Source organism: Rhodococcus sp. NPDC060176 (assembly GCF_042728675.1).
Classification (GTDB): domain Bacteria; phylum Actinomycetota; class Actinomycetes; order Mycobacteriales; family Mycobacteriaceae; genus Rhodococcus_F.
Map to the genome: position 1 here is coordinate 996,374 of NZ_JBHWYS010000001.1, position 24,940 is coordinate 1,021,313.

Genomic DNA, 24,940 nt, shown 5'->3' on the forward strand with positions numbered 1-24,940 from the left:
TTCCAAGCATAGGCGTCGGCGGAGTGTCTTTCCGGCAGACTAGCGACTCGAGTTGTCACGAAACACCGCCCGTCGTGAATAGACTCGTCGCATCGCAGTTGGGGCTGGGTGCGTAGGTGATTGACGTACAGGGGGATTCACGTGGAGTCGGAACTGATTTCGGCATTCGGATTTGCAGTTCTGGCCGCCTTATTGACCGGTAGTGGTGTCTTCCTGGTTGTCCTGACGGTTCTGCATGAGATTGCCCGGTGGAAGGGACGCTTCGTATCGGTGTGGGTGACGTTCTTTGCCGCACTGCTGATTCTGCCGGTGCTGTTCGGCGCATTGATCGCCGGCTATTCCGCGTTCTCCGAGGTCGACGGGTCCTAGGCTCTGATTCCGCCGGCGTTCTGGATCCTGATCGCGGCCGGGGGTGCACTCGGCGGTTACATCGGAGTCAAGGTCGGTGTGGTTCGAGGCTCGGCCCTCGACTACCGGTTGTAATCGGGATCGACTCGATCAAACTTCCAGAGAAGCGCAGGCGAAGCCTGAGTGAACATCCCGAAGCTCTCTTGAACGCCCGTTCAGGTGCGGGTTCACTCCTAGCGTGCACACGAATGCCTTCGATCGAATATCCAGACGTGGCCTGCTGCAGGGATCGGCGGCCCTCGCCGGCGCAGTAGGTCTCGGTGTCGCTTCGGCGAGCCACGCCGGTGCCGCGGTTCCGGGTGGCAGCCCGGGCTTCGCGCACGGCGTGGCATCCGGTGACCCGCTGCCGGATGCGGTGATCATCTGGACCCGCATCACCCCAACGGCAGAGGCGACGCCGGGTTCGGGCGTCGGGCCGACGGTGACGCTCAACTGGCAGGTCGCGACCGATGAGGGGTTCGCGAGCGTCGTTGCGTCAGGAAGTGTTGCCGCTTCGGCAGATTCCGATCACACCGCGAAGGTCGACGTCACCGGACTCGATTCGTCGACGACGTACTGGTACCGATTCACTGCGGGTTCGGCCGTTTCCCCGGTGGGCCGCACCCGCACGGCTCCGTCGCACTCGGCAGATCTCGATCGTCTCCGCTTCGGCGTCGTGTCCTGCTCCAACTGGGAGGCCGGGTATTTCGGTGCCTACCGCCACCTCGCATTCCGCGAAGACCTCGACGCGATCATCCATCTCGGTGACTACATCTACGAGTACGGGCAGGGGGAGTACGGCGCGCGGAACGGATCCATCCGTTTGCACGAGCCGGCCCACGAGATCATTTCTCTGGCCGACTACCGAATACGGCACGCGCAGTACAAGACCGACCCGGATCTGGCAGCACTTCACCTGAAGCTCCCGTTCATCACCACGTGGGACGACCACGAATCGGCTGACAACGCGTACCGGGACGGCGCCGAAAACCACACGCCAGGTGTCGAAGGCGATTGGGCTGATCGAAAGGCGAACTCGGCCAAGGCATATTTCGAGTGGATGCCTGTCCGACCGTCGGGTAGTGGCTCGAATGTTCAGCTGTATCGCCGGTTCCGCTTCGGGAATCTGGCCGAGATCTCGATGCTGGATCTGCGCACCTACCGTGACGAGCAGCCGACGATGAAGCAGGTCGACGATCCGTCGCGCACCATTACCGGACGCGCACAGATGGATTGGTTGACCAACGGGATCGTCAGCTCCCCGACACAGTGGAAGATCGTCGGCAATCCGGTCATGATCACGCCGTGCGTGTTCCCGCCGCTCGAACCGGCGACCACCGCGGCGTTGACCGAACTGGTGGGAGTGCCGCACGCTGGAATCCCGTACAACACCGATCAGTGGGACGGGTACACCACCGACCGCACCAGGCTTTTCGACGCCATCACCTCGAACGGCGTGGAGAACACAGTCTTCATCACCGGTGACATCCACACGTCGTGGGCGTGCGACCTACCGACCAACGCCGCCAACTATCCGGGTGGACCGACCGTCGGCGCCGAGTTCGTCGTCCCGTCGGTGACGTCCCCCAACATCGACGACATGCTGAAAGTACCGCCGCGCACGGTAACCGTTGCGGCAGAAGAAGCATTCAAGGCCGTGAACCGACACGTGCGGTACGTCGAACTGGATTCGCACGGCTACGGCGTCTTCGAAATCGCCCGCGAAGGTACCCAGATGGACTGGTACTACGTCGACGATCTCACCAATCCGCAGAGTAACGCGCACTACGCCGTGAGCTACCGCCTACCGGCAGGTGCTGGCAGTAGAGTCTCACCCACCTCGGCCGCCCTCGATCAGGCCTCGTACCGACCAGGAGTCGACCAGTGAGCATCGAAGTTTCGCGGCGTAGCGTTCTGATCGGTGGAAGTGTTGTTGCGGGAACGGCATTGCTCGGCACACCCGCTCGCGCGAGTGTTCCCACCAGCGCTGGTATCCCAGACCTGGACGTGCATGTCATCGTCGTCGACGGCATGCGGCCGGACGAGCTGCGATCGGAGCTCACCCCGACGCTCACCGGGCTTGCGGCCGGCGGTATCCACTACCCGGATGCCAGCGCCATCACGATCGCGGAGACACTGCCGAACCACACGGCGATGATGACGGGAGTGCTGCCGGCGCGTTCGGGAGTGCCGGCCAACTCCGTCTACGATCCGGCCATCGACAAGAAGCGCGACCTCGATCGGCCTTCCGACCTGCAGACCTCGACGGTTCTGGATCGGGTGCGCAACGAACTCGGATTGACCACTGCGAGTGTGCTGTCCAAGCGCTACCTGCACGGGCTGTTCGGTGATCGAGCCTCACTGGTGTGGGATCCCCAGCCGCTCGTTCCCGGTACTGAGCATGCGCCGGACAACTTCACGATCGACGCCCTGATCCGTATCGTCGGCGGAAACTCGCCGCGACTGTCGTTCACCAACCTCGGTGACGTCGATCGCGTCGGCCACCTGGATCTGTCCGGTCCGTCCATCCGGATCGCCCGCACAGCCGCACTTCAGAACACCGACAACCAGGTTCGCCGCTTCGTCGACTTCCTTCACGACACCGGTCGTTGGAATCGGAGCATTCTGATCGTGTTGGCCGACCATTCGATGGACTGGTCGGAGCCCGCGAGGCTCATCGGTCTGGATCGACCGCTGAACGCGGACCCGTTGTTGGCAGGCAAGATTCGGATCGCCCAGAACGGTGGCGCAGACCTGATCTACTTCGTCGGACCCGATGGCGAACGGGCCGAAGCCGTCAGCCGGATTCAGCAGATCGTGGACGGAGTCGACGGCGTCGAATCCAGCCACCTTCCGGCCGAATTCGATCTCGGCACCAATGCCGGTGACGTCGTTGCGTTTTGCGCTCAGGGTTGGCGGTTCAGTGATCCGACTCCGCTGTCCAACCCGATTCCCGGCAACCACGGTCACTTCGTGACGCTGCCCATCCCGTTCTTTCTCAGTGGTGGGCATCCCGCTCTCGACGGCGGACGGAAGATCGACACGCAGGCTCGCACGATCGACGTCGCGCCGACGGTTGCTGCTTTGCTCGGCCTCGGTGCACCTGCCGGTGGTTGGGACGGCGTCGCCCGCACGACGGGCGTGACGCTGAACGTCTAACGAGGATCGCGGCCGGTCAGGGCAATCAGCCTGTCCTGCAACGACGCATCGTCAGGAAGGTCGACGGGAGGGGAGAAGAGTCCGCTCTCGGCGAGCATGTCGCGCTGCCCGTCGAGGTCGGACCAGACGGCCTCGACGAGGTCGGGATCGAGTCGCTCGTCCGCGCCGACTGCTCGCGCGAGATCCCAGGTGTGGATCGTGACGTCCGAGGTCTGTTGGCGTAGATACGGTTCCACCTTCACCGTGCCGTACGAGAGGTGAACGTGGGCACTGAGGTCCGTCGATTTCCATGCCTTGATGGCAGCATCGGAATACTTCTGCCATTCGGTCCACAGATCGTCCCCGACGGGAAGGATATCCGGTGTCGCCTCGCCGACTGTCAGTCCGGCCAGGAGCGGCGGTACCCACTGCTGCTCCTCGATGACGTGGCGAACGAGGTGTTCGACGTGCCAGTCGGAGTCGGGCGTGGGTGCGTTCCAGTCCTCGACTGCGGCGAGGCGTGAACCGAATTCGCGGTGGGCGGTGAGCACGAGTTCGAGCCAATCGAATGCCATCACTCGAGGGTAACCCGATCAGCGTGACGTTAATCGGTGCGTGAGGCGTCGATTCGGTGAAGACTGTCGAGGTTGTCGCTCAGTCGAATCGAGGAGTTTTCATGACCGTCCCCACCGTCACTCTGGCCGAAGGTCTCACCGTCAGTGCCCAGGGATACGGCGCGATGTCCGTCGCCCCTGTCTACGGCCCCGTTGATCCGGCCGAGGCACTCGCCACGTTGCACCATGCGGTGGACATCGGGATCACGTTCATCGACACCGCCAACGTGTACGGCGAGGGAGCGAGTGAGCGTGCGGTGGGAGAACTTCTCAAAGACCGCCGGGACGAAGTGCAGTTGGCGACGAAGTTCGGGCTGGTCGGCAACATAGCCAACGGTCAGCGTGGGATCAACGGAGACCCGGCCTACGTACCGCAGGCACTCGACGAGTCTCTGGGACGACTCGGCGTCGATCATGTCGACCTCTACTACTTGCACCGGGTCGATCCGAACGTCCCGATCGAAGACACCGTCGGCGCGATCGCAGATCAGGTGAAGGCGGGCAAGGTCCGCAACATCGGCCTGTCCGAAGCGACCGGTGACGAACTGCGTCGTGCGTACGGGGTACATCCGATCGCGGCGATCCAGTCGGAATGCTCCGTTTGTCAACTGTGACATACTTTCGCGCATGCTCAATTGCGCCATCTATGCTCGAATCAGCTCCGACAAGAGCGGCAAAGCCGAAGGTGTTTCCGACCAGGAGACACGGTGCCGACGTGATGTCGCTGAGCGACTCGGATGGAATGTCGTCGCCGTCTACACGGACAACGATATTTCAGCGCATAGCGGCAAGCTCCGCCCCGGCTACCAAGCCATGTTGCAAGACATTCGAGACGGCAGAATCCAGGCAGTAGCTGCCGTACATACAGATCGATTGCACCGCCGCCTGCCCGAGCTGATCGAGTTCATCACCCTGTGTATGGAACAGGGCACCATCGTTCAGACTGTCCGCGCTGGAGAGATGGATCTGTCAACCGCAACGGGACGATCCAACGCACTGATCGGCGCAGTTCTCGCGCAGCAGGAAGTGGAACGCGGCATTGAGCGAATGCTAGACGCGAAGCAGCGAGCAGCCCAGGCAGGAAAGTATCTCGGAGGGCCACGTCCATTCGGGTTCCAGGCTGGCGGAATAGAGTTGAATCACGTTGAAGCGCAGGCGATTCGAGAAGCAACGCGAGACGTTCTAGCAGGCGCATCGCTGGCATCTGTGTGTCGCCGCTGGAATGAGGCAGGGTTGCTCACAACTCGCGGCAACACGTGGAAAATGAACTCAGTTCGTCACACTCTGATGAGGCCACGCAACGCAGGCAAGAGTGTCCACAAAGGAAAGGTGACCGGCGTATCGATGTCCGCGCCGATCGTGGACGAGGCGGATTGGCTCGGATTGTGTGCCGTGCTAAACGACCCTGCTCGCCGAATTGCACTATCCAACGAATGGCGATGGCAAGGCGCAGGGGGCGCGTACCTATGCGGACTGTGCGACGGCAAGATGCGAGTGTCAGGAAGCAAACACCACTCTAAGTCTTACCGTTGCGTGGAGAAGGGATGCATCTCCCGGAAGGCCGACATACTCGACAGGTTTATCAGTGACCTGATGATCGGACGGTTATCGATGCCAGATGCAGTGACCATGTTCGCCAGCCCGAAGGTGGCCATCGATGTACCCGCCCTCTCCGCCAGCAAGGCGGCACTAGAGGCGCGCGCCGGCGAACTCGGTGTGATGTTCGCCGATGGTGACATCGACTCTGTTGCGCTACGCCGCGGAACTGAGCGACTGCGCTCAGAGATAGCCGACATAGAAGCGGAACTTGCAAAGGCTCGTGAGTCAGGTCCGGTTGAAGAGTTGGTGCTCGACCCTGCTGGTGTCGCCGCAGTCTGGGAAACGAAGAGCGCCGAGTTTCGATCGCAAGTGATTCGGTCAGTGGCTGATGTTCGGGTCATGCCTACTGCGCCAGGCCGGAGAAAGTTTGATTCCTCGGACATCGAGGTGACATGGAAGGCGTAAACACTTCTGGGTCCACGGACCCATAGGTTCACCGAGCACAACACAAGCACAGCAAGACCACAGCCCGACCGGGACAACAACCCGCGTCGGGTTTTTCGCTATCCAGGCGACACCACGGACACCAAAGCCATGGGACCAAACCACAACACCAACACGGAGCAAACACATGACATGGAACAACAACCGCGAATGGGCCACAGGCAGCACACGAACATGGCGCACCAAACGCGCAGCCACCCTCCACAGAGACAACTACACCTGCACCATCAGAGGCCGCACATGCACCGACACCGCCACCGAAGTCGACCACATCCTCGGCAAAGCAGAAGGCGGCACCGACGCAGCCAGCAACCTCAGATCAGTATGCAAACCCTGCCACCAAACACTCACCAGCCAGCAGGCCCAACGAGGACGCGCCACCAGATCCAACAAGCGGGCACCGATGAGACACCCAGGCCTCGGCTGAACCCAGGACACCACCACAACCACACACAAACAGGTGGGGGGGTAACCCCTTCAGGCCTCTCTGGACATCTTTGGACATAGGGGCTCGGGCTTTGTACGGGTTCCCAGACTTTTGGGGGATCGGTGATGTTTTTAGGCGAGCGCCTGAAAAGGTGGTTTTGATAGCTTCTGGGTCGGCCGTCCCAGAGCGATTTGATTCAGATTCCCGACTGTCTCGGGAACATTCCCGACTATGTCGCGACTGCCTGGATTCGTAGCGGGCGCTAGGACTCTGCTACAGCGGGCGCTAGGAACTCGGGCCTGGGTCGCCCGACCCTAGCCCAGCATGTGGCCTGAGTTTGGTCGTGGGATTCCTCGCCTACCTGCGGTGATGGTGTTTTGTCACGGGTGGAATCCAGCGTGACTCACGGTGTGACACCAGCGCGTCCCGAGGGGAGTCCCCTGGGGACATCAGCGAATCATCGCAGCTCAGCTGGCTTATGCCTCGGCACCCACTCGGTTTTGTAACGCACGTGTAGCGCCGTTACAAAGAGGTATTGCCGCTGGTAGCGGCGTTTTCTCTCGACATGAACTGTCACCACGTCGGCATACGTCGGCAGGGGGTGGGAAAAATGCCACCCGGGGGGGTGGGAAAAATGCCACTCAAACAAGAACCATTACTCAAACAAGATCCATTAGTAACTATGGGCCCACAACAAGTGGTGGGCGACCAGGTGACGATCTTCAAAGATGAAAAGCGGCATGGACGGGATGCGGCACATGAGTGTGATGTGCAACATGCCGATCAGATTTATCGGATCCGATACAAGTCTCAACTGACCTGCATCTTTAGTGGATCTGACTCGCAACATCTCGCGTTATGTGTTTTAGTCGGCCACTAGGTTTAAGCTTGCGGTAGAACGAAGCAACGTGTATCATGCCGATCGAGCTGACTCGCCGGGGCGACCATGAACAGTCCCCGCATCGCGGCTCATTCTTGTCACGTAGCTCCGCTCAATGCGATCTGCTACGTCATTTTCTGTACGCATTTCCAGGACACTCGCGTCTGCATGCCCATTGCCGGGCCTGTGCCGCACACACAGCTGTCAACTCATCCGGTAGTAGCCGGACCTACCGAAAGGCTATCAGAAATGGATTTCGTCGACAACCTAGCCAGAGAAATGGGATGGACACGCAGGGAAGTGATCGAATCCCTGAACGTACTCGAAGAGCACAACGCGATCACCACTCTGCGATCTGAACATGGTGTTGCCGGCGTCTGGCTGAATGCACTCGGAGCGGCGGTGAAGTTTGACTGACTCCCACCTGTTCGCCCGGATCCCGTTCGCGGTAATCGATATGGCAGGCCTCCAAGATGACGGAACGAAGGGTTACGGGCACAAAGCCCTGTCTCTGTACACCGTGATGGCGAAGCACGCCGACTTCGAAACTGGGGACTTCTACGCCACCAGGAAGACGTTGGCAGCGGAAATGGGACTCAAGGACGACGCCGCTATCGATGAAGCCTCAGCCGCTCTCGTTGACGCTGGGCTGCTCACTGTCCGCCACCAGTGGAAAGACAACGGCAAGCCGCCGAAGTACTCGTTCACGAAGGATGAGAGGTTTTGCATCCAGACAGCGAATTACTACACGTTGCACTGGGCTCCACACTCGACAGAACGACCGCCCAGGACGGAGAGAGAGCCGCTACCCGACTGGCTCGACCCCAACGACGATGAGGCTGTTCTCGCCTGGATCGATGAGATGGTCGGAGGACTCGAGGATGAGTCCACCGTGTTGGGGATCCTGGCGACGGGGACTTACTCGCCTCGGTTCGCGGTGCAGGTTGCTCTTGAGTCGGCGCGGAAGCTGAAACGCGAAGGGCCAAGGTCTTTGACGACACCAGGATCTAAACGGACGCGGCGGGGAGACGACCTCGGCGGCTGGTAAATCTCTCCACCACTCACTGCATCCTCACTGCGTCCTCAGTGGGTCGCCGGATCCTCGACGGGATCCTCCGAGGGCTCGACGGAATCCCCCGATCCGATAAGAAAAGTGAAGATTCACCGTTTTTATCACCCACCGACGTGGCTAATTTAGCCACCAGAACAGGGGCACGATGTCCAAGCCAGCACTCACCGGATGGCGCGAAGAAGAGCGTGTACGAATCGAAGCCAAGAAAATCCGTGACGCGAGATACAAAAAGTACACCGGATTTGCTCTACCCCTCCTCTCGCTCGCAGCGAAACGGAACATCAGCGCCGCCGACTTCATGGACGAATACAACCCCGCCGAACTCGACAAGCTCAACGCATCCGCCTACACCACCGAAGTACTGGAAGGGGCCGTGATCTTCCTGACCGACCTACTCGAATGGAGCAAGGGAAATGACGACAGCAACTCTTGAACGACCTCAGGCGGATCCGCGTGTCGCCGAACTCCTCGCCGCCGCACCACCCCTCAGTGAAGAACGCTGGAGTCGACTCGCGGCACTGTTTCGGGCAGGAACCGGCACCGACAACTGACCTAAAACCGGAGTGTCCATCACGTTGATACCGTTGTAGATGAATCGGGATCCACCGAATCCCAAGCAAATTCGAGCCCCTCGCGACACCAAACAGTCGAGGGGCTCTTTTGTGTCCAAAACCAGACGAGGGAGAAACTTGCCAACATTCACCCTGCCCGTCATGGTCTCCGGCATACCCGAAACCGTCCGACTACTCCGCGACAAAATCGACCCAGGCCCCGGCCGCAAACCACCCCCAGTGGAATGGGAAGGGACCAACGAAATCGTCAACGGAACACGAGGGTTCGGGCCGCGCCTACCACTCGACGTGGACGCACTCGACGCAGCAGACCAACTCTTCGCCACCGCCGCATATTGGGCTGAGATGGCCGGTATCGACGTAACACACGTCGGCCGTACGTGGAGATACCCCCCAACGCATCCGGAAGCCCCCGGAGCGATCCGCGGAATTCGCTCAGGCGACCTCGATCCCGTCTACCTCGTCGTAGACCAACTGATGAATGAGATCGAATCTCCGCACTGGCAGGAACCAGCAGGGATGCACGGAAATCTCACCGGAATCCTGTCGCACCTCTCCAAGCGTTGGCCCCTCATATCGGCCATGCTAGCCGATCGCCAACGAAGGAACCTCAGATGAACGACAAATACGTCGACCGCTACCAAGCCGCCGAGCGACTCAACCGGACACCGCGAACGATCGCCCGATGGGTGAAGGAGCACAAGGTCGACACCATCGGATCCGGCCGCAACGCTCTGTACGCGTTTGGAGATTTGCTCGCTGTCCGCAACGAGCTCGAAGCGAACTCAGCCGAAGGGAAGTTCGGCGCACTCAGGCAACCCGAGTTTCAGGGCAGGCGACCATCGTCGTTGCGGCCACTGATCGCCGCGAAGCTCGCCGAAGGCCTTCCGAAGTCCGTAATCGCCCGAAACTTGGGCTGCTCACGAACATTGATCTACGCCGTTGAACGCGGGGAGGGCGATGAGACCACCACCATTCCAAGCGAATGAACTTGAATCGCAACACTTCGCGCCGATCATGCTCAGCGTCGAAGAAGGCGCAAAGATGATCGACCGTTCAGCCAAGACGATTCACCGTTGGAAGCAGCAGCGCAGGATCATCGTGCGCGCCGGCCGAGTGTCGTTGACGGATCTGGAACGCGCTAAGGCTGGAGCCGAAGCACGGCAGCGAGCCACGCAACTCGACGCCTCACGTAAGAAGGCTGGGCCTGGCAGGTGGAGAGCGGACGATCCGCGGCACCTACGTATCCGTGGGCTTATCGCAATGGGGTGGTCGAACCCCGAAATCATGGCTGACGTGGGCTGCAGTAAAGCCCGAGTCTCGAGGGAGCGGAGACGAATCCGCGAAGGAGTTCACTAGATGACATCACGGCAACCCGTGGCACCCGAACCAGCAGTAACAGTGAACGAATACCGCCTCGAATCTCGCCGCCGTCGACACACCCAAAAGGGAAAGGGATCGTGCTCCGAGCACTACTTTTCCTTCCCAGAGGGCTGCAGCGAAGTCAGTCACTGGAAGCTGACGAGCCGGAAACTGCGCGAACTTTGTGACGCGGCGACCGATGCGCTCGACGGAGACCCGTCCATCGTCGGACCCTTCCACACGAAGCCACAAAGCGGTGGCATCGAAGTCAACTGGGTTCGTCCAACGCGGACCTTGCGCGCCGTCTTCGAAACCGCAGGCATCGAAAAGATCATCGCGAGCGCTGACGAACTTCTCGCCGAGAGGGAAAGCAATTGATCCGCATGAGCCGAAAGTGTTCCAGCAGAGCCGCTTACGACGACCAACGGCACTGTGTCTATACAACTTTGAGTACACCAGTCGAGTCCGAAGATTCGACCACAGAAGAGAAAGAACAACATGAGTGACGATCCACTGACAGACGAAACGGCGCTACCCGATCCATTCGGGGATCCGGAACTGAGCGACACCGAAGCCGCCGAACTCAAAGAACAAGTCTCCCTTGCCACCGGAGTGCCAGTCAGATTCCTGAACGGCACAACAGAATCGCAGATCCGGGACAGCGGCGCAGAAGCCTACGCCTGGAAGCAGAAGGGCGGGTGGCGGGAGCAATACAAACGCAACCGCACCCCCGCACAGGTCGTACGCGATGACGCATGGGAACTCGCCAACAAGCGCAGCCGAGCAGCAGCAGCCATCAGCGAACACGTCCAACTCCCGCGACACCTACGAACCGACACACCGCCCGAACCGAACTACACGTCTTACAAGATTCACTGAGAAGGAACACAAATGAGCATTCGCAATTTCGTCAACATGGACACCATCCGCTCCATCCGCGACACATACGACAACACCATCACGCAGATCAGCAGTGACACTCGACTGTCCCCCGAAGGCGCACGCATCGAGAAGGGCCGCGCCTACGTCGAAGCAACCGCGAAGATGGACGCCCTGAAGGATCAGTACCGCCACGCCGTGAAGACCAAGCAGCGCGCACTCGAAGCGAAGCTGTACGGACCCGGAGCCAATGACCCCGCATCGATCATCGCCTTTCGGGACGCCGTAGACCGCGCCTCGAAGATCGGGTCAGACGTCGAAGCGAAGCGCGCATGGGACACCGCGCAGTGGTCCAATGACACAGGCATGCAGCGGGCCATCGCACAGAAGGCGAACCGCATGGGCTGGACCGAAACCTACAGCGCTCACACCAGCGAGTACCCCGGCACAGCAGAACTGTTCAGTGAACTGCGCAGCCTCCCCGACGCAGGGGACAAGGACATCAGCGGACCTGCAGCCGAGGTAGCCACCTTCCGAGTCAGTCGACCGACCGGATTCGGAATGGCATCCGTAGACCGGATCGCCTCTGAGGTAGCCAAGTCTGACGCAGGAGAAGACACGGCAACAGATGACCGCGGCCCGTCGATCTTCTGACCACAGAGACACACAGGCCCTGGGGGGAGGGTCGCGTCGATATCTGCGGTAGCACCCAAGGCATTGTGTCCAAAACTTACTTAATTCACTGTTTCCACATCTAGGCCTCATCAATCCGATGGGGCCTTTCGCTATTTCTGAAAGAAGTGTGCATGTCTGCATTTGTTGTGACCGATTCCAAGACCGCTGAAGAGCGATCGAAGAATGAAAACCGATTCGAGTTTCAGCTTGTCGAGGATGGTGAACTTTTCAGTGTGCCGAAGATGGAGTTTTTGAGTCGGCCGGCGACGAAGTATCTGTCGGCGAATTTCTCGACTACTTCGGAAGCGGATCTAGTGCGAGGTCTCATTGAGATTGAGGCTCCTGGCGCATTCGAGGCTGTTGATGCGATGGAAGACGATCAGGCGTTGGGTTTGTCGGTGGCGTGGGCTGCTGCGTCGACTGCGGAGCCTGAGGGTTCCTGAGTTTTATCGGGGCCGTGAGGCCTTTGCAGGGCTGCATCCGTATTGGGTGCAGCCCTTTTTTATTGGGGGTGGGATATGGGCGTAGAAATACTACAAGTCAAAACTGAATATGAGGCAATCCGTTGTCGCGAATTGGTGGCTAGTCTTCTGGCTAGTTCGGGGGATCCTGAAGAGTTTCAGCAGATTCTCGAAAAGGAAATGGGCGGCAGCGCCGAAGAATACGTGCGCGTGTTGTCGACCGCGGTTGCAGCGTTCTTTGTGTGCGCATGGCCGGGTGTCCTCGACATCTTGCAGGCGAACAGTGTCGATCAGGAGTCGTTGATTCAGATTCTGGAGTTGCGTGCTCGGTCGGCGGGTGATTCCTGATGGCCGGTGGTGTAGAACTCGGAACCGCGTATGTGTCGCTTGTCATTGACTCGAAACAGGTTCCAGGACAGGTAAAATCGGCTCTCTCTGGTGTCTCCGCGCAGGGTGATGTTGCTGGGCAAGGCATCGGTGCCCGAATGGCATCCGGCATCGGGTCTGCGTTCAAAGTCGGTGGCGCAGCAATCGGTGCTGCAGCTGCTCTGACTATCGGCACTGCCCTGAACAAGGGCATGGAGCGCGTTGTCGCAATTGACGACGCTAAAGGCAAGCTGGCAGGCCTCGGGCATACCACCGAAGGCGTTGCCGGAATTATGGACTCTGCGCTGAAGTCCGTGAAAGGTACTGCATTTGGTCTCGGTGATGCTGCAGGCATTGCTGCCTCGGCGGTCGCGGCAGGTGTGAAACCTGGTGAAGACCTCACAAAGTATCTGTCGTTGACGGGTGATGCTGCGACTATCGCGGGTTCGTCGTTGGGCGAGATGGGTTCGATCTTCAACAAGGTTCAAACTTCGGGTAAGGCGTACACAGATACGTTGAATCAGTTGAATGATCGTGGCATTCCCGTATTTACCTGGCTTCAGGAAGAATACGGCGTTTCTTCTGAAGCGCTTTCGAAGATGGTAAAAGAAGGCAAGGTTGACGCCGAAACCTTCAATAAAGTGATTCGAGACAAGATTGGTGGCGCTGCACTCGAATCAGGAAAGACTCTTCGTGGTTCTTTCAAGAATATGCAGGCCGCTCTCGGGCGTATTGGTGAGCAGGCAATTGCGCCGTTCATTCCGATGATGTTGAACGGCATGAACAAGGTTTCGGAGTGGTCGGACAAGATCGCGCCGAAGGTTGGTGCGGGAGCGAAGTTCATCGCGGATGGGCTGACGGGCATGGGTCGGGCATTCATGTCGTCCGGGGCTTCGATCGATGGCGCGGGCAGCAACTTCGAGAAGTTTGGCGCTCGTGCTCGCAAGGTTGCAGATGGGGTTCAGGGTCTTTGGTCGGTCCTGACCAAGGGTGAACACCTGGGGGCAGGAAAGACATTCGGCCTCGAAGAGGACTCGGGAACCGTGCAGATGTTGCTGCGGATCCGCGATGGTGCGATCGCACTGTGGGCGGCACTCAAGTCTCCTTCGGGGGAGAAGTTCTCGGGTGTCCTGGACGCAATCAAGGGCTCCGGTGACGGTGCGGCCGGAACGATGGGGAAGGTCGAATCCGGCGCATCCACGTTGATGGGCGCACTCAAGGCTGTGGGTGCTGCTGCGGCAGGCGGTGGCATTGCACTCGCCTCGCTAGGTGGCGACACGGCGACAGTTGCCGTTGCTGGCATCAAAGCGCTCGGCGGCGTGATGAGTTTCTTCGCCGATCACACTGGACTAGCAACAGCGGCGCTCGGCGGTCTCGCGGCAGCGTTCGTCGCAACGAAGGCCGTACAGACCGGGTACGACGTTGCGTTCATTGCGCGCACGATCATGCAGCCCGCGCAGACTGCATCTCAGATCATGCTCACTCGTGCACTGAGTGCGCACTCGATAGCTCTGCGTCAGTACATTGTGGCGGTTGGTGGCACTTTGCCACCTGAGCAGGCGAGTTGGATTTCACGTGCACGGTTGGCTGTCACGACTCGATTGTCTGCGGCGGCTACAGCTTCGGCAACGTCCGGTCTGATGGCTTACGCGGCGGCACAACGAGCGGCGGCAGCGTCCTCGGGTCTGTTGATCGGTGGATTGCGTCAGACGGCTGCGAGTATGGCAACCTTCGGCGCTCGCGCGCAGGGTGTGGCTGCCGGCGCAATGGCAGGAATGCGCACGGCTGGATCCGGTCTCATGACGATGATGGGTGGACCGTTCGGTGCTGCGATGATCGCGGCAACAGTCGGCATTGGGTTGTTCATGCAGTCGAACGCTGACGCGAAGGCGCAAGCGGAAGAGTTGCGAACAGCTGTCTCTGGCGTTGCCGAGAGTCTGGACGCATCTGGTGGAGCGTTCACGGCCAATGGGCAGTTGGCTGCTGCGAACGCACTCGAGTCCATCAAGCTGTCGGACAAATCGACATCACTGTCTAAGGCGCTTTCTGATGTTGGTGTGTCGGCATCGGTTGCAGCACAGGGCCTTGCAGGGAACCTGGACGCGTTGAAGCGGACTCGCGCCGAACTTGAGGCGCAGGCAGGCAAGCAGGGCGATTTCTGGGGCGGGTTCTTGGACATGCCCGATGCCAGTTCGTTCTCGTGGGAGTCGATCAAGAGTCAGTTCACCCCTGGTGGTCAGAAGGATGCCATCAATGAGCAGTACTCGAAGGACAATCCTGCCGCTGAGGCATTGAAGAAGTACGACGAGGCTGAGGCTGCGATTCGCGACAAGCAGGAATCGTTGCGGCGTGTGGCTGCGGCTGGTGGCGATGCTCGGGTGTCGTTCGATGGGACCACCGCGAGCGTGGGCACGATGGCCGCGGCGATGGACGAGTTCCGTAAGTCGACGGGTGGGGCAGCCGACAAAATCGGGATCCTTAGCGGTGGTCTGGCGAAGCTTCGTGGTGATCAATTCTCGGCTGAAGAGGCGCAGAAGAAGGTCAACGATGCTATTCGCGGGTTCGGTGAGGCTGCAGCTGGTGCTGGGGCGAGTGTCGATGCGGCGTCGGGAAAGATTGATACGTCGACTGCGGCAGGCTCGAGGCTCTTTGACTCGATGATGTCGGTTAGGTCTGCATTCGATGATGCGGGTGCCCAGGCGAGAACTGCTGCGGCAGAACAGAAGTTGAGCACTGGTGAGGCGGCGGCTGCGGTTGAGGCGGCTGGACAGCGGATTCGTGATGACTTCATTCGTCAGGCGATGGAAGCGGACTATTCGCGTGCTGCTGCGGAGGCGCTTGCGAATCAGTATGGCTTGTTGCCGAAGGAGCTGGTGACGAATGTCAAGCTGACGGGTACGTCTGAGGCGCAGGCTGCGATTGAGCAGTTCATCGCAGCGAACCAGGGCCGCAAGATTGTCGTTGACATCATGCAGAACGTTGTTGCTCCGGGGCCGTCTAATGCTCCGGCAACGTCGTTGGGCGATTTCATGTTGCCTGGCGGGAACTATCGGGGTGCTCGTCTCCCGAAGAACTCTAAGGGTTCTCGGATGCCGACCACGGGACCGGGAACCGATCGCACAGATGGAATCCTCGGCATCGGATCCAACGGCGTACCAACATCGTGGGTGGACAAGGGTGAGTGGATCATCAATGGTCGCTCCTCTGAGAAGTACAACGGTTTGTTGGCGGCGATTAACCGGGACGATCCGCGGCTGAAGAACCTGCCCGCGTATGCGGAAGGTGGCCGCAACGGCATCACCAACGCGCTGTCGGCGGGCAAGTCCGTTGAAGGCAACACTTACCTGTGGGGCGGTACCGGTCCGACGAACTTCGATTGCTCGGGGTTTGTGGGCTGGCTGCATCAGATCGTCATGGGCGTAACCGGATCCATCAAACGGCTGTACACAACGTACAACTTGATGGGCTCCAGCGGCGTCGGTGGCCTACAACCTGGATTGGGCCCTGCCGGCACACAGTTCCAAGTTGGCGTTTCGCAGGAACACATGGCGGCAACCATTGCCGGCCATTCTGCCGAGTCGGGCGGTGCACACGGAACATCGGGCATCGATGGCGGTCGAGCGAACGCTCAGTCGTCACAGTTTTCGAAGAAGTGGTATCTCCCGAATGCGTTGATCGCGAATTGGATTGAAGGACAGTCGTCAACTGCAGTTCCGAACGGCGTTTCGGGTGCATCTACGTCACGGAAGGTCGAGTGGACTGAGAAGAACCAGCTCGATCTTGAATCTGCCGAGATCTCGATTACCCAGGCTGAAGAAGCTCGGGCAGAGGTTGAAGCAAAGTTCCGTGAGGGCAAGAAGTCTCAGGCGGACCTCGATCAGGCGAACAAGCGAGTCGAGAAAGCGCAGCAGCGACGTACCGATCTTCAGAAGAAGAAGGATGATGCGGCTGCCGGCGTGGACGAAGGCCCCGCACCTCAAGCGCCGGGAATGGCACAAGCATTCTCGGAAGCGGAGATGGAACGTCTCGAAGCTCAGATGTCGGTCGATGATGCGAACGAACGCCGCAACGAGGTGTACGCGAAGGCTGATTCGACTGAGAATGATCGGCGTCGGGCGGATATCGCGTTGCAGAAGGCTGAGAACAGTCTCGCTGAAATTCTGAGGGGCAAGAAGAAGGAAGGCGAGAAGGACTACTCACTTGCGGGGATCGGAAAGACGTTCGCACACAGTGCAGTTGACGCCTTGTTCACCGGACTTGAAGGTCAAGACTACTTCGGGATCGGTCAGTCTCGGTGGGTGACTACGGACTGGTCGAAGCTCGCGGGTGAACCTGCGATCGATGCACCGGAAGCAGCGCCGTTCACTCAGGCGCAGATCGCGGCGCAAACAGGCGGAATGACGGTCCAGCAGATCCTCGAGGAACGTCTCGGGATCAAGGCACCGAAGGTGTTCGACAACGGAGGGTGGTTGCGTCCTGGCGAGACTGCGATCAATTTGTCGAACAAGCCGGAACCGATCTTCAACAGTCCTGCGCAGCTGAGTCAGTTCGCGGGTCGTGAGGGGTTGAAGCCTGCACAGCCTGCGGTCAATGACTACAGCATCCACATCGGTGGGGACATGGTTGCGTCGAACACGGACGAGTTGGTGAAGAACCTTCGGTTCGAGCAGAAACGGTTGGTCTACGGGCTGACCGGAGGCTAGGCAATGGTGGGTGGACTTCTGTACAGGTTGCAGAAGTCCACCCCCACATCAAATTGCGTACGATTTCACAATTTTAGGAGACACATGTCGAAAGAATTCAAGGCAATCTACACGTCGGTTCAGAACCACGCTGAGGTTACATCGGTGGTTGTATCCGGCAACGGGATCGATGTGAAGGCGGATGCGCGACCTGGCGCGTTGGTGCAGTCGGACTATCACATTCAGCAGGCGGTGGCCGGCGCTCTGGGTGAGCTTGGTTTCCGCGTCGTGGGGGAGTGGGTGCAGATTGCGCCTGAGTTCCCTGTGTTTGTGGAGCATGACATTGATCGTTTGCCGTTGCGTGCGCATCGGTATGAGGCCACTGTCGTGAAGGTGTAACGGTTTGCGGCCCTCAGTCTTCTGGCTGGGGGCCGCTTTTCGTCGTTCCAGAGCTACTTGGTTTCCGGGCAGTACACATTCTGTGAAGCGGATATGATGATCCGCGCCTGGGCCGCGTTGTACTTCCACGCCATCGTGTCCACCATGTCTTGAACGGTGTCACCCTCCTTCAGATTCGAGCAGATGCTCACCCCGCGCTGGATCCGAGTGTCTGAGTCTTCGCGTTGCATCCCGCGTGAATCGAGCTCGTCAAGGAACGCGGCGTCAGCGAGGCGACCTGTTGTTGGGATTACTGATGTGGCTTGCGTTGTGACAGTTTTGGTTGTGGCGGGCTCACTGTCGTTGGAACACGCAGAGGCGAGAAGGGCGAGGCCTATGGCCGCTCCGGTGGCAAGGATCCGTTTCATGCCTGTATTAGTAGCAGGTTGTTCGCGGATGGCATACCGGATGGTCCGAATTTCGGAGTGTTAAGTAAAACGCTGCGATCTGCAGTCTTCGTCACTGAGGGTGGATATTCTCGTATGGTCGGTGTGATCTCTACTTGAAGGAGATTTGAGATGAGCGGCAGTCTTTTTGGATCCGCGTTCGATGCAATGAATGCGATCGATTCTGGTGACGAGTTCGAGGACTTGAATGTTGATCAGCGACTGAAGCTCGCTGAGGTCAAAGCCCTGTTGACGATCAGTCAGGAGTTGTCAAAGATCCGTCAGGACGGAATCAACCCCAAGTTCACGGCTTAGGGCGGGGCAAACTAGTCATTCGCCGCGGATCCACCGATCGAGGTCGGCGGGATCAATCAACCACGGCCCTTTAACTGCTTTGCGCCGCTTGCGCTGAAAACCCTTCAGCTCACCCGCTGTCAGTGCAGCGTAGATGTGGGTCCTGTGGCAGCGCGCAATCTCTGCGGCTTCTAGTGGCGTCATCCATTGAGTGGTCTTCGTGGTCTCCATAAGTCGAGGACATTATCGAATGTATGTGCGATCGGTCAACATGTCTCAAGGGCGAGACTGAAAGTCCCAATTCTGGTTGATTTCTTGGGTTTTCGAGTGACGTATCTAAGCTGGAGGCGCGGACACAAGCGCACGTGCGCCCCATCTGGCCGAGTAGCCGGATGGGGCGCAGAACGAGTACAGAGCTTAAGTGTCGTGGTTACCGGGTCGGTGTAGTTGAAATGTTCAGGGCGTTCGAGATCCACAGGCGGAACGCCTCGGTATCCACTGGCCCCAACTCTGGAGCCTTCTCCTTCAACCACGCTTCGACGTTTTCCGTGAGCAGCGCCTTCTGCTGCTGTTCCTGCTCCTTGCACTTGCGGGTGTGCTCAGCGAGCAGTGCCTCCGCGTGTGCGTCCAAGGTTTCTTCGCTCGGATTGAGCAGCTCGAGAATGCCGATGGCCTCCGCAATGTGCTGTTGGAGTGTGCGCAGTTGGTCGATGTTCGCGGTGAGGTCGCTGTGTCCCTGTTCGATCACCACCGAATACTCGGGAACGTCACCGGGCTTGATGAACGTCTGAGTCTTGATGGTGATGGGGTGGGAGTAGCTTTCGCCGCTGGCGGGAATGGTTTCGCATGAATGATGGATGGCGTATGCGCCTTCGTCATCGATGTTGAGGTCGAGTTCGGTGTAGTGCAGGGTTGCCATGGGGGTACTCCAAGTCTGAGGCAGCGCTAGTTGGCGCTGGGAATGCTTCTGGGGCATGTGTATTGGTGACCGCAGAGGGAACCGAGGGAGTAGCAGCGCAGGGCTTCCCCCTGACGCAATAGGTCAGAGGACTGCCACAAGGGCCGCGTCGGTCACGTCGGTCGATTGCTTGGTATGTCCACAGTCCGGGGATTGGTCGGACTGTCGGGGCCGGGATGTGTATGGCAGTACTGCAGCGGCCACGCTGCTCTCGCCCAGGCTCGCCTTTACCGAGTGCCTGCCATACTTGGGAATGGGTGCTCTGGCCCCTCTAACGGGCGACGTAGGCGGTGGCTAGCCGTCACACCCGTGTGGTTTCTACGGGCGCAGAGAATCGAACTGAGATGTGGTGACCTACGGGTGCCGGATCGGTCCGAGCGTCACCATCTCGGTGGGATCTACGCGCACCAACCCAAGGCGACGAGCGCCTTCAGAAGGCCGTACACGACGGCATAGAGGGAGATGAGGATCAGCATCACGGCGGCGACTTCACGCACGTTTTCGCTGGTCAAAAACTTGTCGGTGGGTGTCGATACAATCTTCGTACGATGCAACGGAGTCAACTTCCAGTTGTGTCGAGGCCTCAGATTGAGTGTTCGCAGCACTCTCTGGGGCCGCCCTTAGACTTAAAGGCAGTCACAGCATGAACTCGGAGTGGAGCATCTGGAGTCGGGACGTCGAGAACAAAGTAGTGCGGACCGCCGCGGAACTCGGAGTCGGCTTCGTACCCTTCTCACCCGTCGGTCGGGGCTTCTTGGCGGGGTCGTTCGATGCGGAGACGCTTGGCGACAACGACCTGCGTCGACGCTTCCCTCGCTTCTCAGAGAGCGCGCTCCCTGCTAATCAGAAGGTTCTCGACGTGGTCCGTGCTGTCGGCGAGGAGCTCGGCGCGACGCCGGCACAGGTTTCCCTGGCATGGCTTGACGCCAAGGGCCGTCAGTTCGGATTGCCTTCTGTGTCGATTCCCGGCACTCGGTTTGCTGCCCGCGTCACGGAAAACGCCGGAGCATTGGACGTCGTTCTGAGCGAAGACCAGATCGCGCGCCTCGACTCACTTGCCGCGATCACCGAAGGGTTCCGTTCAGCAGATCTGAATTGGGTGTCACAGGGTCGCGAATGATCATGTCCTGAGCCTTGCGAAAGACAGGAGTAACATACAGACCCGATGAAAAAAGTGTGGTTGGTCTGGGGTGTCGGTGTTTTTGCCTACGTGATCGCCGTGCTTCACCGCACTTCGTTCGGTGTCTCGGGTCTGTCTGCTGCTGATCGGTTCTCGATCTCGCCCAGCGTTCTGTCGAGCTTCGTCGTGCTGCAGATCGTCGTGTACGCGGGCATGCAGATTCCCGCGGGCGTTCTCCTCGACCGTTACGGTTCGCGGATCATGATCGCTGTCGGTGCGTTCATCATGATGTCCGCGCAGTTGGCTCTTGCGTTCACCGAATCGCTGCCCGTCGCGATCGGTGCGCGCATCGCCGTCGGTGCGGGAGACGCACTGACCTTCATCTCGGTGCTGCGATTGGTACCGCAGTGGTTCCCGCCCCGGCAGGTGCCACTGGTCTCGCAGTTCACCGGCATTCTCGGTCAGCTGGGTCAGGTCCTGTCCGCCCTGCCGTTCATGCTTCTGTTGACCGGGCCGGGCTGGACGTTCGCCTATGGCAGCGCGGCGGCCGTCGGAGTTCTGGCCTTCGTTCTTGCGCTGACCGTCATTCGCGATGCGCCACCCGGCGCCGAAGTCGTGGCAGCGCCGGCTGGTGCCACGGAGATCGGTCGACAGATCAAGACGGTGTGGATGCGACCCGGCACACGCCTCGGGTTCTTCAGTCACATGGGTACGCAGTTCTCGATCACCACGTTCGCGTTGCTGTGGGGTGTGCCGTATCTGAAGTCGGCTCAGGGCCTCGATTCCGCGACCGTCGGCTCGCTGTTGACGCTGTCGGTCATCTCGGCAATCGTGGCCGGCCCTATCCTGGGAATCCTGACCGGTCGCTATCCCATGCGTCGATCGTGGTTGGTTCTCACCATCATGGTTGCCAGTGCGCTCATGTGGACGATCGTGCTCTCACGAAGTGAACCGTCTCCGCTCTGGCTGTTGACGATCCTGGTGGTCGTGATCTCGGTGGGCGGGCCGGGTTCGGTGATCGGCTTCGACTACGCGCGCACGTCCAATCCGAGTTCGGCGATGGGCACAGCGCAGGGCATGGTCAACATCGGCGGATTCCTCGCTTCGCTCATCGTGATTCAAGTGATGGGCGTGATCCTCGGACACATGGGCGGATACACGTTCGACGGTTTCCGCGTCGCCTGGATGGTGCAGTATCCCGTCTGGGTTCTGGGCATCATCGGTGTACTCGTCACCAGAGGTAAGGCCCGACGCGAACTCGCGGCAGAGGGCGTACACGTGCGCCCGATTCGCGAAGTCATACGCCGCAACAAATAGTTCGATCGCGGCAGGTAATTCATCCCCTGCGGGTGAGGTCACTGCGCGCCGGAGCCACCAGGCTTGATGGATGAACGACGCAATGAACATCGGACCGGTCGAGCTCGTGGTGCTGGCATTCCCAGGTTCAACTGTGGATCCTGAAGCTGTCGCCGCGCTGCAGAACGTGGTGGAACGAGGTTTTGTCACTCTGCTCGACCTCGTTTACATCGCCAAGGACGCCGACGGACAGGTATCGCAGATCGACGTCGACGAAGATCTCACCGACATCGGACTGGCGATACTGTCCATCGAAGCCAAGGCATTGATCAGTGACGAGGATCTGGACGTGGTCCGCGAGTCACTCGAACCAGGCACGTCCGCCGCAGTCATCGTCTACGAGCAGACGTGGGCGCGCGAACTCGCGTCGACGGTTCGCGGCGGCGGCGGCGAAGTAGTCCTACACGTTCAGATCCCGCGCGAGGTAGTCGTCGCAGCGGTCGAAGCAGCATTTCAGTAGCGACAATTACCTAAGGAGTTCGGCATGGTTTTTCGAGGTGGACGCAGAGGGCGGCCCGGATTGCTCGGCACGGTAGCGCGCACTGCAGTAGTGGCCGGAACCGCAAAAGCGACGTCCAACGCCATGGATCGACGGAGCCAGCGCAAGGCTGACGAACAGCAGCAGGCGTACCAGCAGCAATACCCGCAGCAACAGGCCCCGCCGGCCCAGGTCGCTCCCGTACAGTCCGTTCCCCCCTCCGGCGCCGACGATCTGGTCTCCAAATTGCAGGAACTGGGACAGCTTCACCAGTCCGGCTTGTTGACCGACGCAGAGTTCGCGGCCGCGAAGGCGCAGTTGCTGAGCTAGCCCTGCGATTTCCCTCAACACGGTTTCCCTCGAAAACAAGCGGCAATACGGCATTGCCGCAATTCGGCATGAAAGGCTGATCAATGATCGACCCCCGCGCAGCATCTGCCGCAATCGAAGCGGCGAACTCCCGAGTCGCCGAGACTCTGCCGTTCTCCGACGACGCCGATTTCACCGATGCAAAGCGAGGTTTCGTTGCCGCGCTCGATCCGGGAGTGGTAACCGGTTCGGACGGAAAAGTTGTGTGGAACAACGACTCCTACGCTTTTCTTGATGAGGAGTGCCCGCCAACGGTCAATCCGAGCTTGTGGCGTCAGTCGAGGTTGGTCGCCAAGCAGGGACTTTTTGCGGTGACGGATTCGATCTATCAGATTCGTGGACTTGATCTCTCGAATATGACGTTTATCGAGGGGGAGACCGGAATCATCGTCATCGATCCACTGATCTCTCGGGAAACCGCCGCCGCTGGGCTCGCGTTGTACCGGGAGCACCGTGGTGATCGACCAGTCGTCGCGGTGATCTACACGCATTCGCACATCGATCACTTCGGCGGGGTCAAAGGGGTGACCACCGACGAAGACGTCGCTGCCGGCCGATGTGTGATCATCGCACCCACCGGGCTGGTGGAGCACGCCGTCGAGGAAAACGTCTATGCGGGAACGGCAATGGCTCGACGCGCCGCCTACATGTACGGGGCGGCATTACCCCGAGGTCCTCGAGGTAGCGTCGGAGCCGGATTGGGGCAGACCACCTCCACCGGCACGCCGACGCTCATTTCGCCGACGGTGTCCATCTCGGAAACGGGTCATACCGAGACGATCGACGGCGTTCGGATCGAGTTCCAGATGACGCCCGGTACCGAGGCGCCGTCCGAGATGAACTTCTACTTCCCGGAGTTGCGCGCACTGTGTATGGCGGAGAACGCAACTCATACTCTCCACAACCTGCTCACGCTCCGCGGAGCCCTGGTGCGAGATCCTCACGTCTGGTCTGCGTACCTGACGGAATCGATCAATCGGTACGCCTCACGGTCCGACGTTCTGTTTGCGTCCCACCACTGGCCGACATGGGGGACCGAACGGCTCACCGAGTTCCTGTCGTTGCAGCGCGACCTCTACGGGTACCTCCATGATCAGACACTTCGTCGAATCAACCAGGGGTGGACCGGACTCGAAATAGCCGAATCGATCGAACTGCCACCTGCATTGGCGCAGGCGTGGCACACGCACGGGTACTACGGTTCCGTCAGTCACAACGTCAAGGCCATCTACCAGCGCTATATGGGCTGGTTCGACGGCAACCCTGCGCATCTGTGGGAGCATCCACCCGTCGAATCGGCCAAGCGTCACGTGCAGTTCATGGGCGGATCAGCAGAAGTGATACGGAAAGCTCGGGAATCGTACGAGCGCGGCGACTTTCGCTGGGTTGCGCAGGTGGTGAACTACGTCGTCTTCGCTGAACCGGACAACGTCGAGGCCAAGAACCTGCAGGCGGATACCTTCGAGCAACTCGGGTACGGCGCCGAGAACGGCACATGGCGGAACTTCTACCTCACCGGTGCGTACGAACTGCGCAACGGATCGGTGGGAACGCCCACGGTTGCCGCGGCGCCCGACATCACCGCGGCGCTGTCGGTGAGTCAAGTCTTCGATGCAGTATCGCTGCGCGTTGACGGAGTGCGCGCAGCGGGATCGCACATCGTCATCGATTGGAACATCACTGACGAAAACATCGTTCACCGAACGGAACTCAGCAACGGAGTTCTGATTCATTTCGATATCGATCCACTCGAGGGCGCCGGGTCTGTGGATGCAACCTTCGGTCTGAGTCGGCGCGACTTGCTCGGTGTGCTGCTCGGCGGTGCGGACTTGGGTGCTGAGATCGCGAATGGAACCATCTCGGTTTCCGGCGACCCGGCGAAGCTCGCAGAACTTGCCGCTTACCTTGACGAGCCGGATCCAGATTTTGCGATAGTCACTCCGACCTAGTGCTGTTTCACTCGCGAACGAGTCTGTACTTCAA

28 protein-coding genes and 2 pseudogenes are annotated in these 24,940 nt (G+C 59.7%); 26 read left to right on the forward strand and 4 right to left on the reverse strand.

The window, feature by feature from the left end:
- The first annotated feature begins 141 nt into the window (after positions 1–141).
- The 3 genes from ACFWEM_RS04770 (at position 142) to ACFWEM_RS04780 (ending at position 3,546) form a co-directional block, all read left to right on the forward strand.
- Complete coding sequence (locus ACFWEM_RS04770; protein WP_378531591.1) at positions 142–369, forward strand: hypothetical protein; 228 nt, start codon at positions 142–144, stop codon at positions 367–369.
- Positions 370–586: 217 nt separating this feature from the next.
- Positions 587–2,275 carry an alkaline phosphatase D family protein gene (locus ACFWEM_RS04775; protein WP_378531593.1) on the forward strand — a complete coding sequence of 563 codons (1,689 nt, stop codon included), beginning with the start codon at positions 587–589 and terminating at the stop codon, positions 2,273–2,275.
- Positions 2,272–3,546: an alkaline phosphatase family protein gene (locus ACFWEM_RS04780; RefSeq protein ID WP_378531595.1), complete on the forward strand. Its 1,275-nt coding sequence runs from the start codon at positions 2,272–2,274 to the stop codon at positions 3,544–3,546. The genes ACFWEM_RS04775 and ACFWEM_RS04780 overlap by 4 nt, the downstream gene beginning before the upstream one ends.
- Here ACFWEM_RS04780 and ACFWEM_RS04785 read toward each other — a convergent pair.
- Entirely contained in the window at positions 3,543–4,100 is a 558-nt protein-coding gene (locus ACFWEM_RS04785; protein ID WP_378531597.1) for a TIGR03086 family metal-binding protein, read from the reverse strand. The genes ACFWEM_RS04780 and ACFWEM_RS04785 overlap by 4 nt on opposite strands.
- 101 nt (positions 4,101–4,201) lie before the next feature.
- On the opposite strand from ACFWEM_RS04785, the pseudogene ACFWEM_RS04790 reads away from it, so the two are divergent.
- From ACFWEM_RS04790 to ACFWEM_RS04870, 17 genes and pseudogenes are all read left to right on the forward strand, one after another.
- Positions 4,202–4,741: pseudogene (locus tag ACFWEM_RS04790) on the forward strand (aldo/keto reductase); the annotation flags it as partial.
- A 25-nt stretch (positions 4,742–4,766) separates the two neighbouring features.
- Positions 4,767–6,143 (forward strand): recombinase family protein, encoded by a 1,377-nt coding sequence (locus ACFWEM_RS04795; RefSeq protein ID WP_378531599.1) that lies wholly within the window; start codon positions 4,767–4,769, stop codon positions 6,141–6,143.
- A gap of 166 nt (positions 6,144–6,309) precedes the next feature.
- Positions 6,310–6,609, forward strand: a complete 300-nt coding sequence (locus ACFWEM_RS04800; protein WP_378531601.1) for an HNH endonuclease — start codon at positions 6,310–6,312, stop codon at positions 6,607–6,609.
- A 1,129-nt stretch (positions 6,610–7,738) separates the two neighbouring features.
- Positions 7,739–7,906, forward strand: a complete 168-nt coding sequence (locus ACFWEM_RS04805; RefSeq protein ID WP_378531603.1) for a hypothetical protein — start codon at positions 7,739–7,741, stop codon at positions 7,904–7,906.
- Entirely contained in the window at positions 7,899–8,537 is a 639-nt protein-coding gene (locus ACFWEM_RS04810) for a hypothetical protein (RefSeq protein WP_378531605.1), read from the forward strand. Before ACFWEM_RS04805 ends, ACFWEM_RS04810 begins: the two co-directional genes overlap by 8 nt.
- A gap of 169 nt (positions 8,538–8,706) precedes the next feature.
- Positions 8,707–8,994 (forward strand): hypothetical protein, encoded by a 288-nt coding sequence (locus ACFWEM_RS04815; RefSeq protein WP_378531607.1) that lies wholly within the window; start codon positions 8,707–8,709, stop codon positions 8,992–8,994.
- Complete coding sequence (locus tag ACFWEM_RS04820) at positions 8,975–9,112, forward strand: hypothetical protein (protein WP_378531609.1); 138 nt, start codon at positions 8,975–8,977, stop codon at positions 9,110–9,112. The genes ACFWEM_RS04815 and ACFWEM_RS04820 overlap by 20 nt, the downstream gene beginning before the upstream one ends.
- 138 nt (positions 9,113–9,250) lie before the next feature.
- Positions 9,251–9,751 carry a hypothetical protein gene (locus tag ACFWEM_RS04825; RefSeq protein WP_378531611.1) on the forward strand — a complete coding sequence of 167 codons (501 nt, stop codon included), beginning with the start codon at positions 9,251–9,253 and terminating at the stop codon, positions 9,749–9,751.
- Positions 9,748–10,122 carry a hypothetical protein gene (locus tag ACFWEM_RS04830; RefSeq protein WP_378531613.1) on the forward strand — a complete coding sequence of 125 codons (375 nt, stop codon included), beginning with the start codon at positions 9,748–9,750 and terminating at the stop codon, positions 10,120–10,122. The genes ACFWEM_RS04825 and ACFWEM_RS04830 overlap by 4 nt, the downstream gene beginning before the upstream one ends.
- Positions 10,123–10,177: 55 nt before the next feature.
- Positions 10,178–10,492 carry a hypothetical protein gene (locus tag ACFWEM_RS04835; RefSeq protein ID WP_378531615.1) on the forward strand — a complete coding sequence of 105 codons (315 nt, stop codon included), beginning with the start codon at positions 10,178–10,180 and terminating at the stop codon, positions 10,490–10,492.
- Positions 10,493–10,873, forward strand: a complete 381-nt coding sequence (locus ACFWEM_RS04840; RefSeq protein ID WP_378531617.1) for a hypothetical protein — start codon at positions 10,493–10,495, stop codon at positions 10,871–10,873.
- 120 nt (positions 10,874–10,993) lie between these two features.
- Positions 10,994–11,374, forward strand: coding sequence for a hypothetical protein (locus ACFWEM_RS04845; protein WP_378531618.1), 381 nt, complete (start codon positions 10,994–10,996; stop codon positions 11,372–11,374).
- Positions 11,375–11,386: 12 nt separating this feature from the next.
- Positions 11,387–12,028 (forward strand): hypothetical protein, encoded by a 642-nt coding sequence (locus ACFWEM_RS04850; RefSeq protein WP_378531619.1) that lies wholly within the window; start codon positions 11,387–11,389, stop codon positions 12,026–12,028.
- A 152-nt stretch (positions 12,029–12,180) separates the two neighbouring features.
- Positions 12,181–12,492: a hypothetical protein gene (locus ACFWEM_RS04855; RefSeq protein ID WP_378531620.1), complete on the forward strand. Its 312-nt coding sequence runs from the start codon at positions 12,181–12,183 to the stop codon at positions 12,490–12,492.
- A 75-nt stretch (positions 12,493–12,567) separates the two neighbouring features.
- Positions 12,568–12,858: a hypothetical protein gene (locus ACFWEM_RS04860; RefSeq protein ID WP_378531622.1), complete on the forward strand. Its 291-nt coding sequence runs from the start codon at positions 12,568–12,570 to the stop codon at positions 12,856–12,858.
- Positions 12,859–12,995: 137 nt separating this feature from the next.
- Entirely contained in the window at positions 12,996–17,579 is a 4,584-nt protein-coding gene (locus ACFWEM_RS04865) for a tape measure protein (RefSeq protein ID WP_378531624.1), read from the forward strand.
- 84 nt (positions 17,580–17,663) lie between these two features.
- Entirely contained in the window at positions 17,664–17,957 is a 294-nt protein-coding gene (locus ACFWEM_RS04870) for a hypothetical protein (RefSeq protein WP_378531625.1), read from the forward strand.
- A 53-nt stretch (positions 17,958–18,010) separates the two neighbouring features.
- On the opposite strand, the gene ACFWEM_RS04875 is transcribed toward ACFWEM_RS04870, so the two are convergent.
- A complete protein-coding gene (locus ACFWEM_RS04875) occupies positions 18,011–18,364 on the reverse strand; it encodes a DUF732 domain-containing protein (RefSeq protein WP_378531628.1) in 354 nt (117 codons plus the stop codon).
- 150 nt (positions 18,365–18,514) lie between these two features.
- On the opposite strand from ACFWEM_RS04875, the gene ACFWEM_RS04880 reads away from it, so the two are divergent.
- A complete protein-coding gene (locus ACFWEM_RS04880; protein ID WP_378531630.1) occupies positions 18,515–18,697 on the forward strand; it encodes a hypothetical protein in 183 nt (60 codons plus the stop codon).
- Positions 18,698–18,712: 15 nt separating this feature from the next.
- Here the strand turns inward: ACFWEM_RS04880 and ACFWEM_RS04885 are convergent, their stop codons facing one another.
- Both ACFWEM_RS04885 and ACFWEM_RS04890 read right to left on the reverse strand, forming a co-directional pair.
- Positions 18,713–18,880, reverse strand: coding sequence for a helix-turn-helix domain-containing protein (locus ACFWEM_RS04885; protein ID WP_378531632.1), 168 nt, complete (start codon positions 18,878–18,880; stop codon positions 18,713–18,715).
- A 226-nt stretch (positions 18,881–19,106) separates the two neighbouring features.
- Positions 19,107–19,595: a hypothetical protein gene (locus ACFWEM_RS04890; RefSeq protein WP_378531634.1), complete on the reverse strand. Its 489-nt coding sequence runs from the start codon at positions 19,593–19,595 to the stop codon at positions 19,107–19,109.
- Positions 19,596–20,274: 679 nt separating this feature from the next.
- On the opposite strand from ACFWEM_RS04890, the pseudogene ACFWEM_RS04895 reads away from it, so the two are divergent.
- The 5 genes and pseudogenes from ACFWEM_RS04895 to ACFWEM_RS04915 form a co-directional block, all read left to right on the forward strand.
- A pseudogene (locus ACFWEM_RS04895) lies at positions 20,275–20,754 on the forward strand (aldo/keto reductase); the annotation flags it as partial.
- A 45-nt stretch (positions 20,755–20,799) separates the two neighbouring features.
- Positions 20,800–22,071 carry a nitrate/nitrite transporter gene (locus ACFWEM_RS04900; protein ID WP_378531637.1) on the forward strand — a complete coding sequence of 424 codons (1,272 nt, stop codon included), beginning with the start codon at positions 20,800–20,802 and terminating at the stop codon, positions 22,069–22,071.
- Between the two features lie 70 nt (positions 22,072–22,141).
- On the forward strand, positions 22,142–22,570 hold the full coding sequence (locus ACFWEM_RS04905; RefSeq protein WP_317551990.1) for a DUF6325 family protein: 429 nt from the start codon (positions 22,142–22,144) through the stop codon (positions 22,568–22,570).
- Positions 22,571–22,594: 24 nt separating this feature from the next.
- Positions 22,595–22,918 (forward strand): SHOCT domain-containing protein, encoded by a 324-nt coding sequence (locus tag ACFWEM_RS04910; protein ID WP_378531639.1) that lies wholly within the window; start codon positions 22,595–22,597, stop codon positions 22,916–22,918.
- 83 nt (positions 22,919–23,001) lie between these two features.
- Complete coding sequence (locus ACFWEM_RS04915) at positions 23,002–24,906, forward strand: alkyl/aryl-sulfatase (RefSeq protein ID WP_378531641.1); 1,905 nt, start codon at positions 23,002–23,004, stop codon at positions 24,904–24,906.
- Positions 24,907–24,940: the final 34 nt, after the last annotated feature.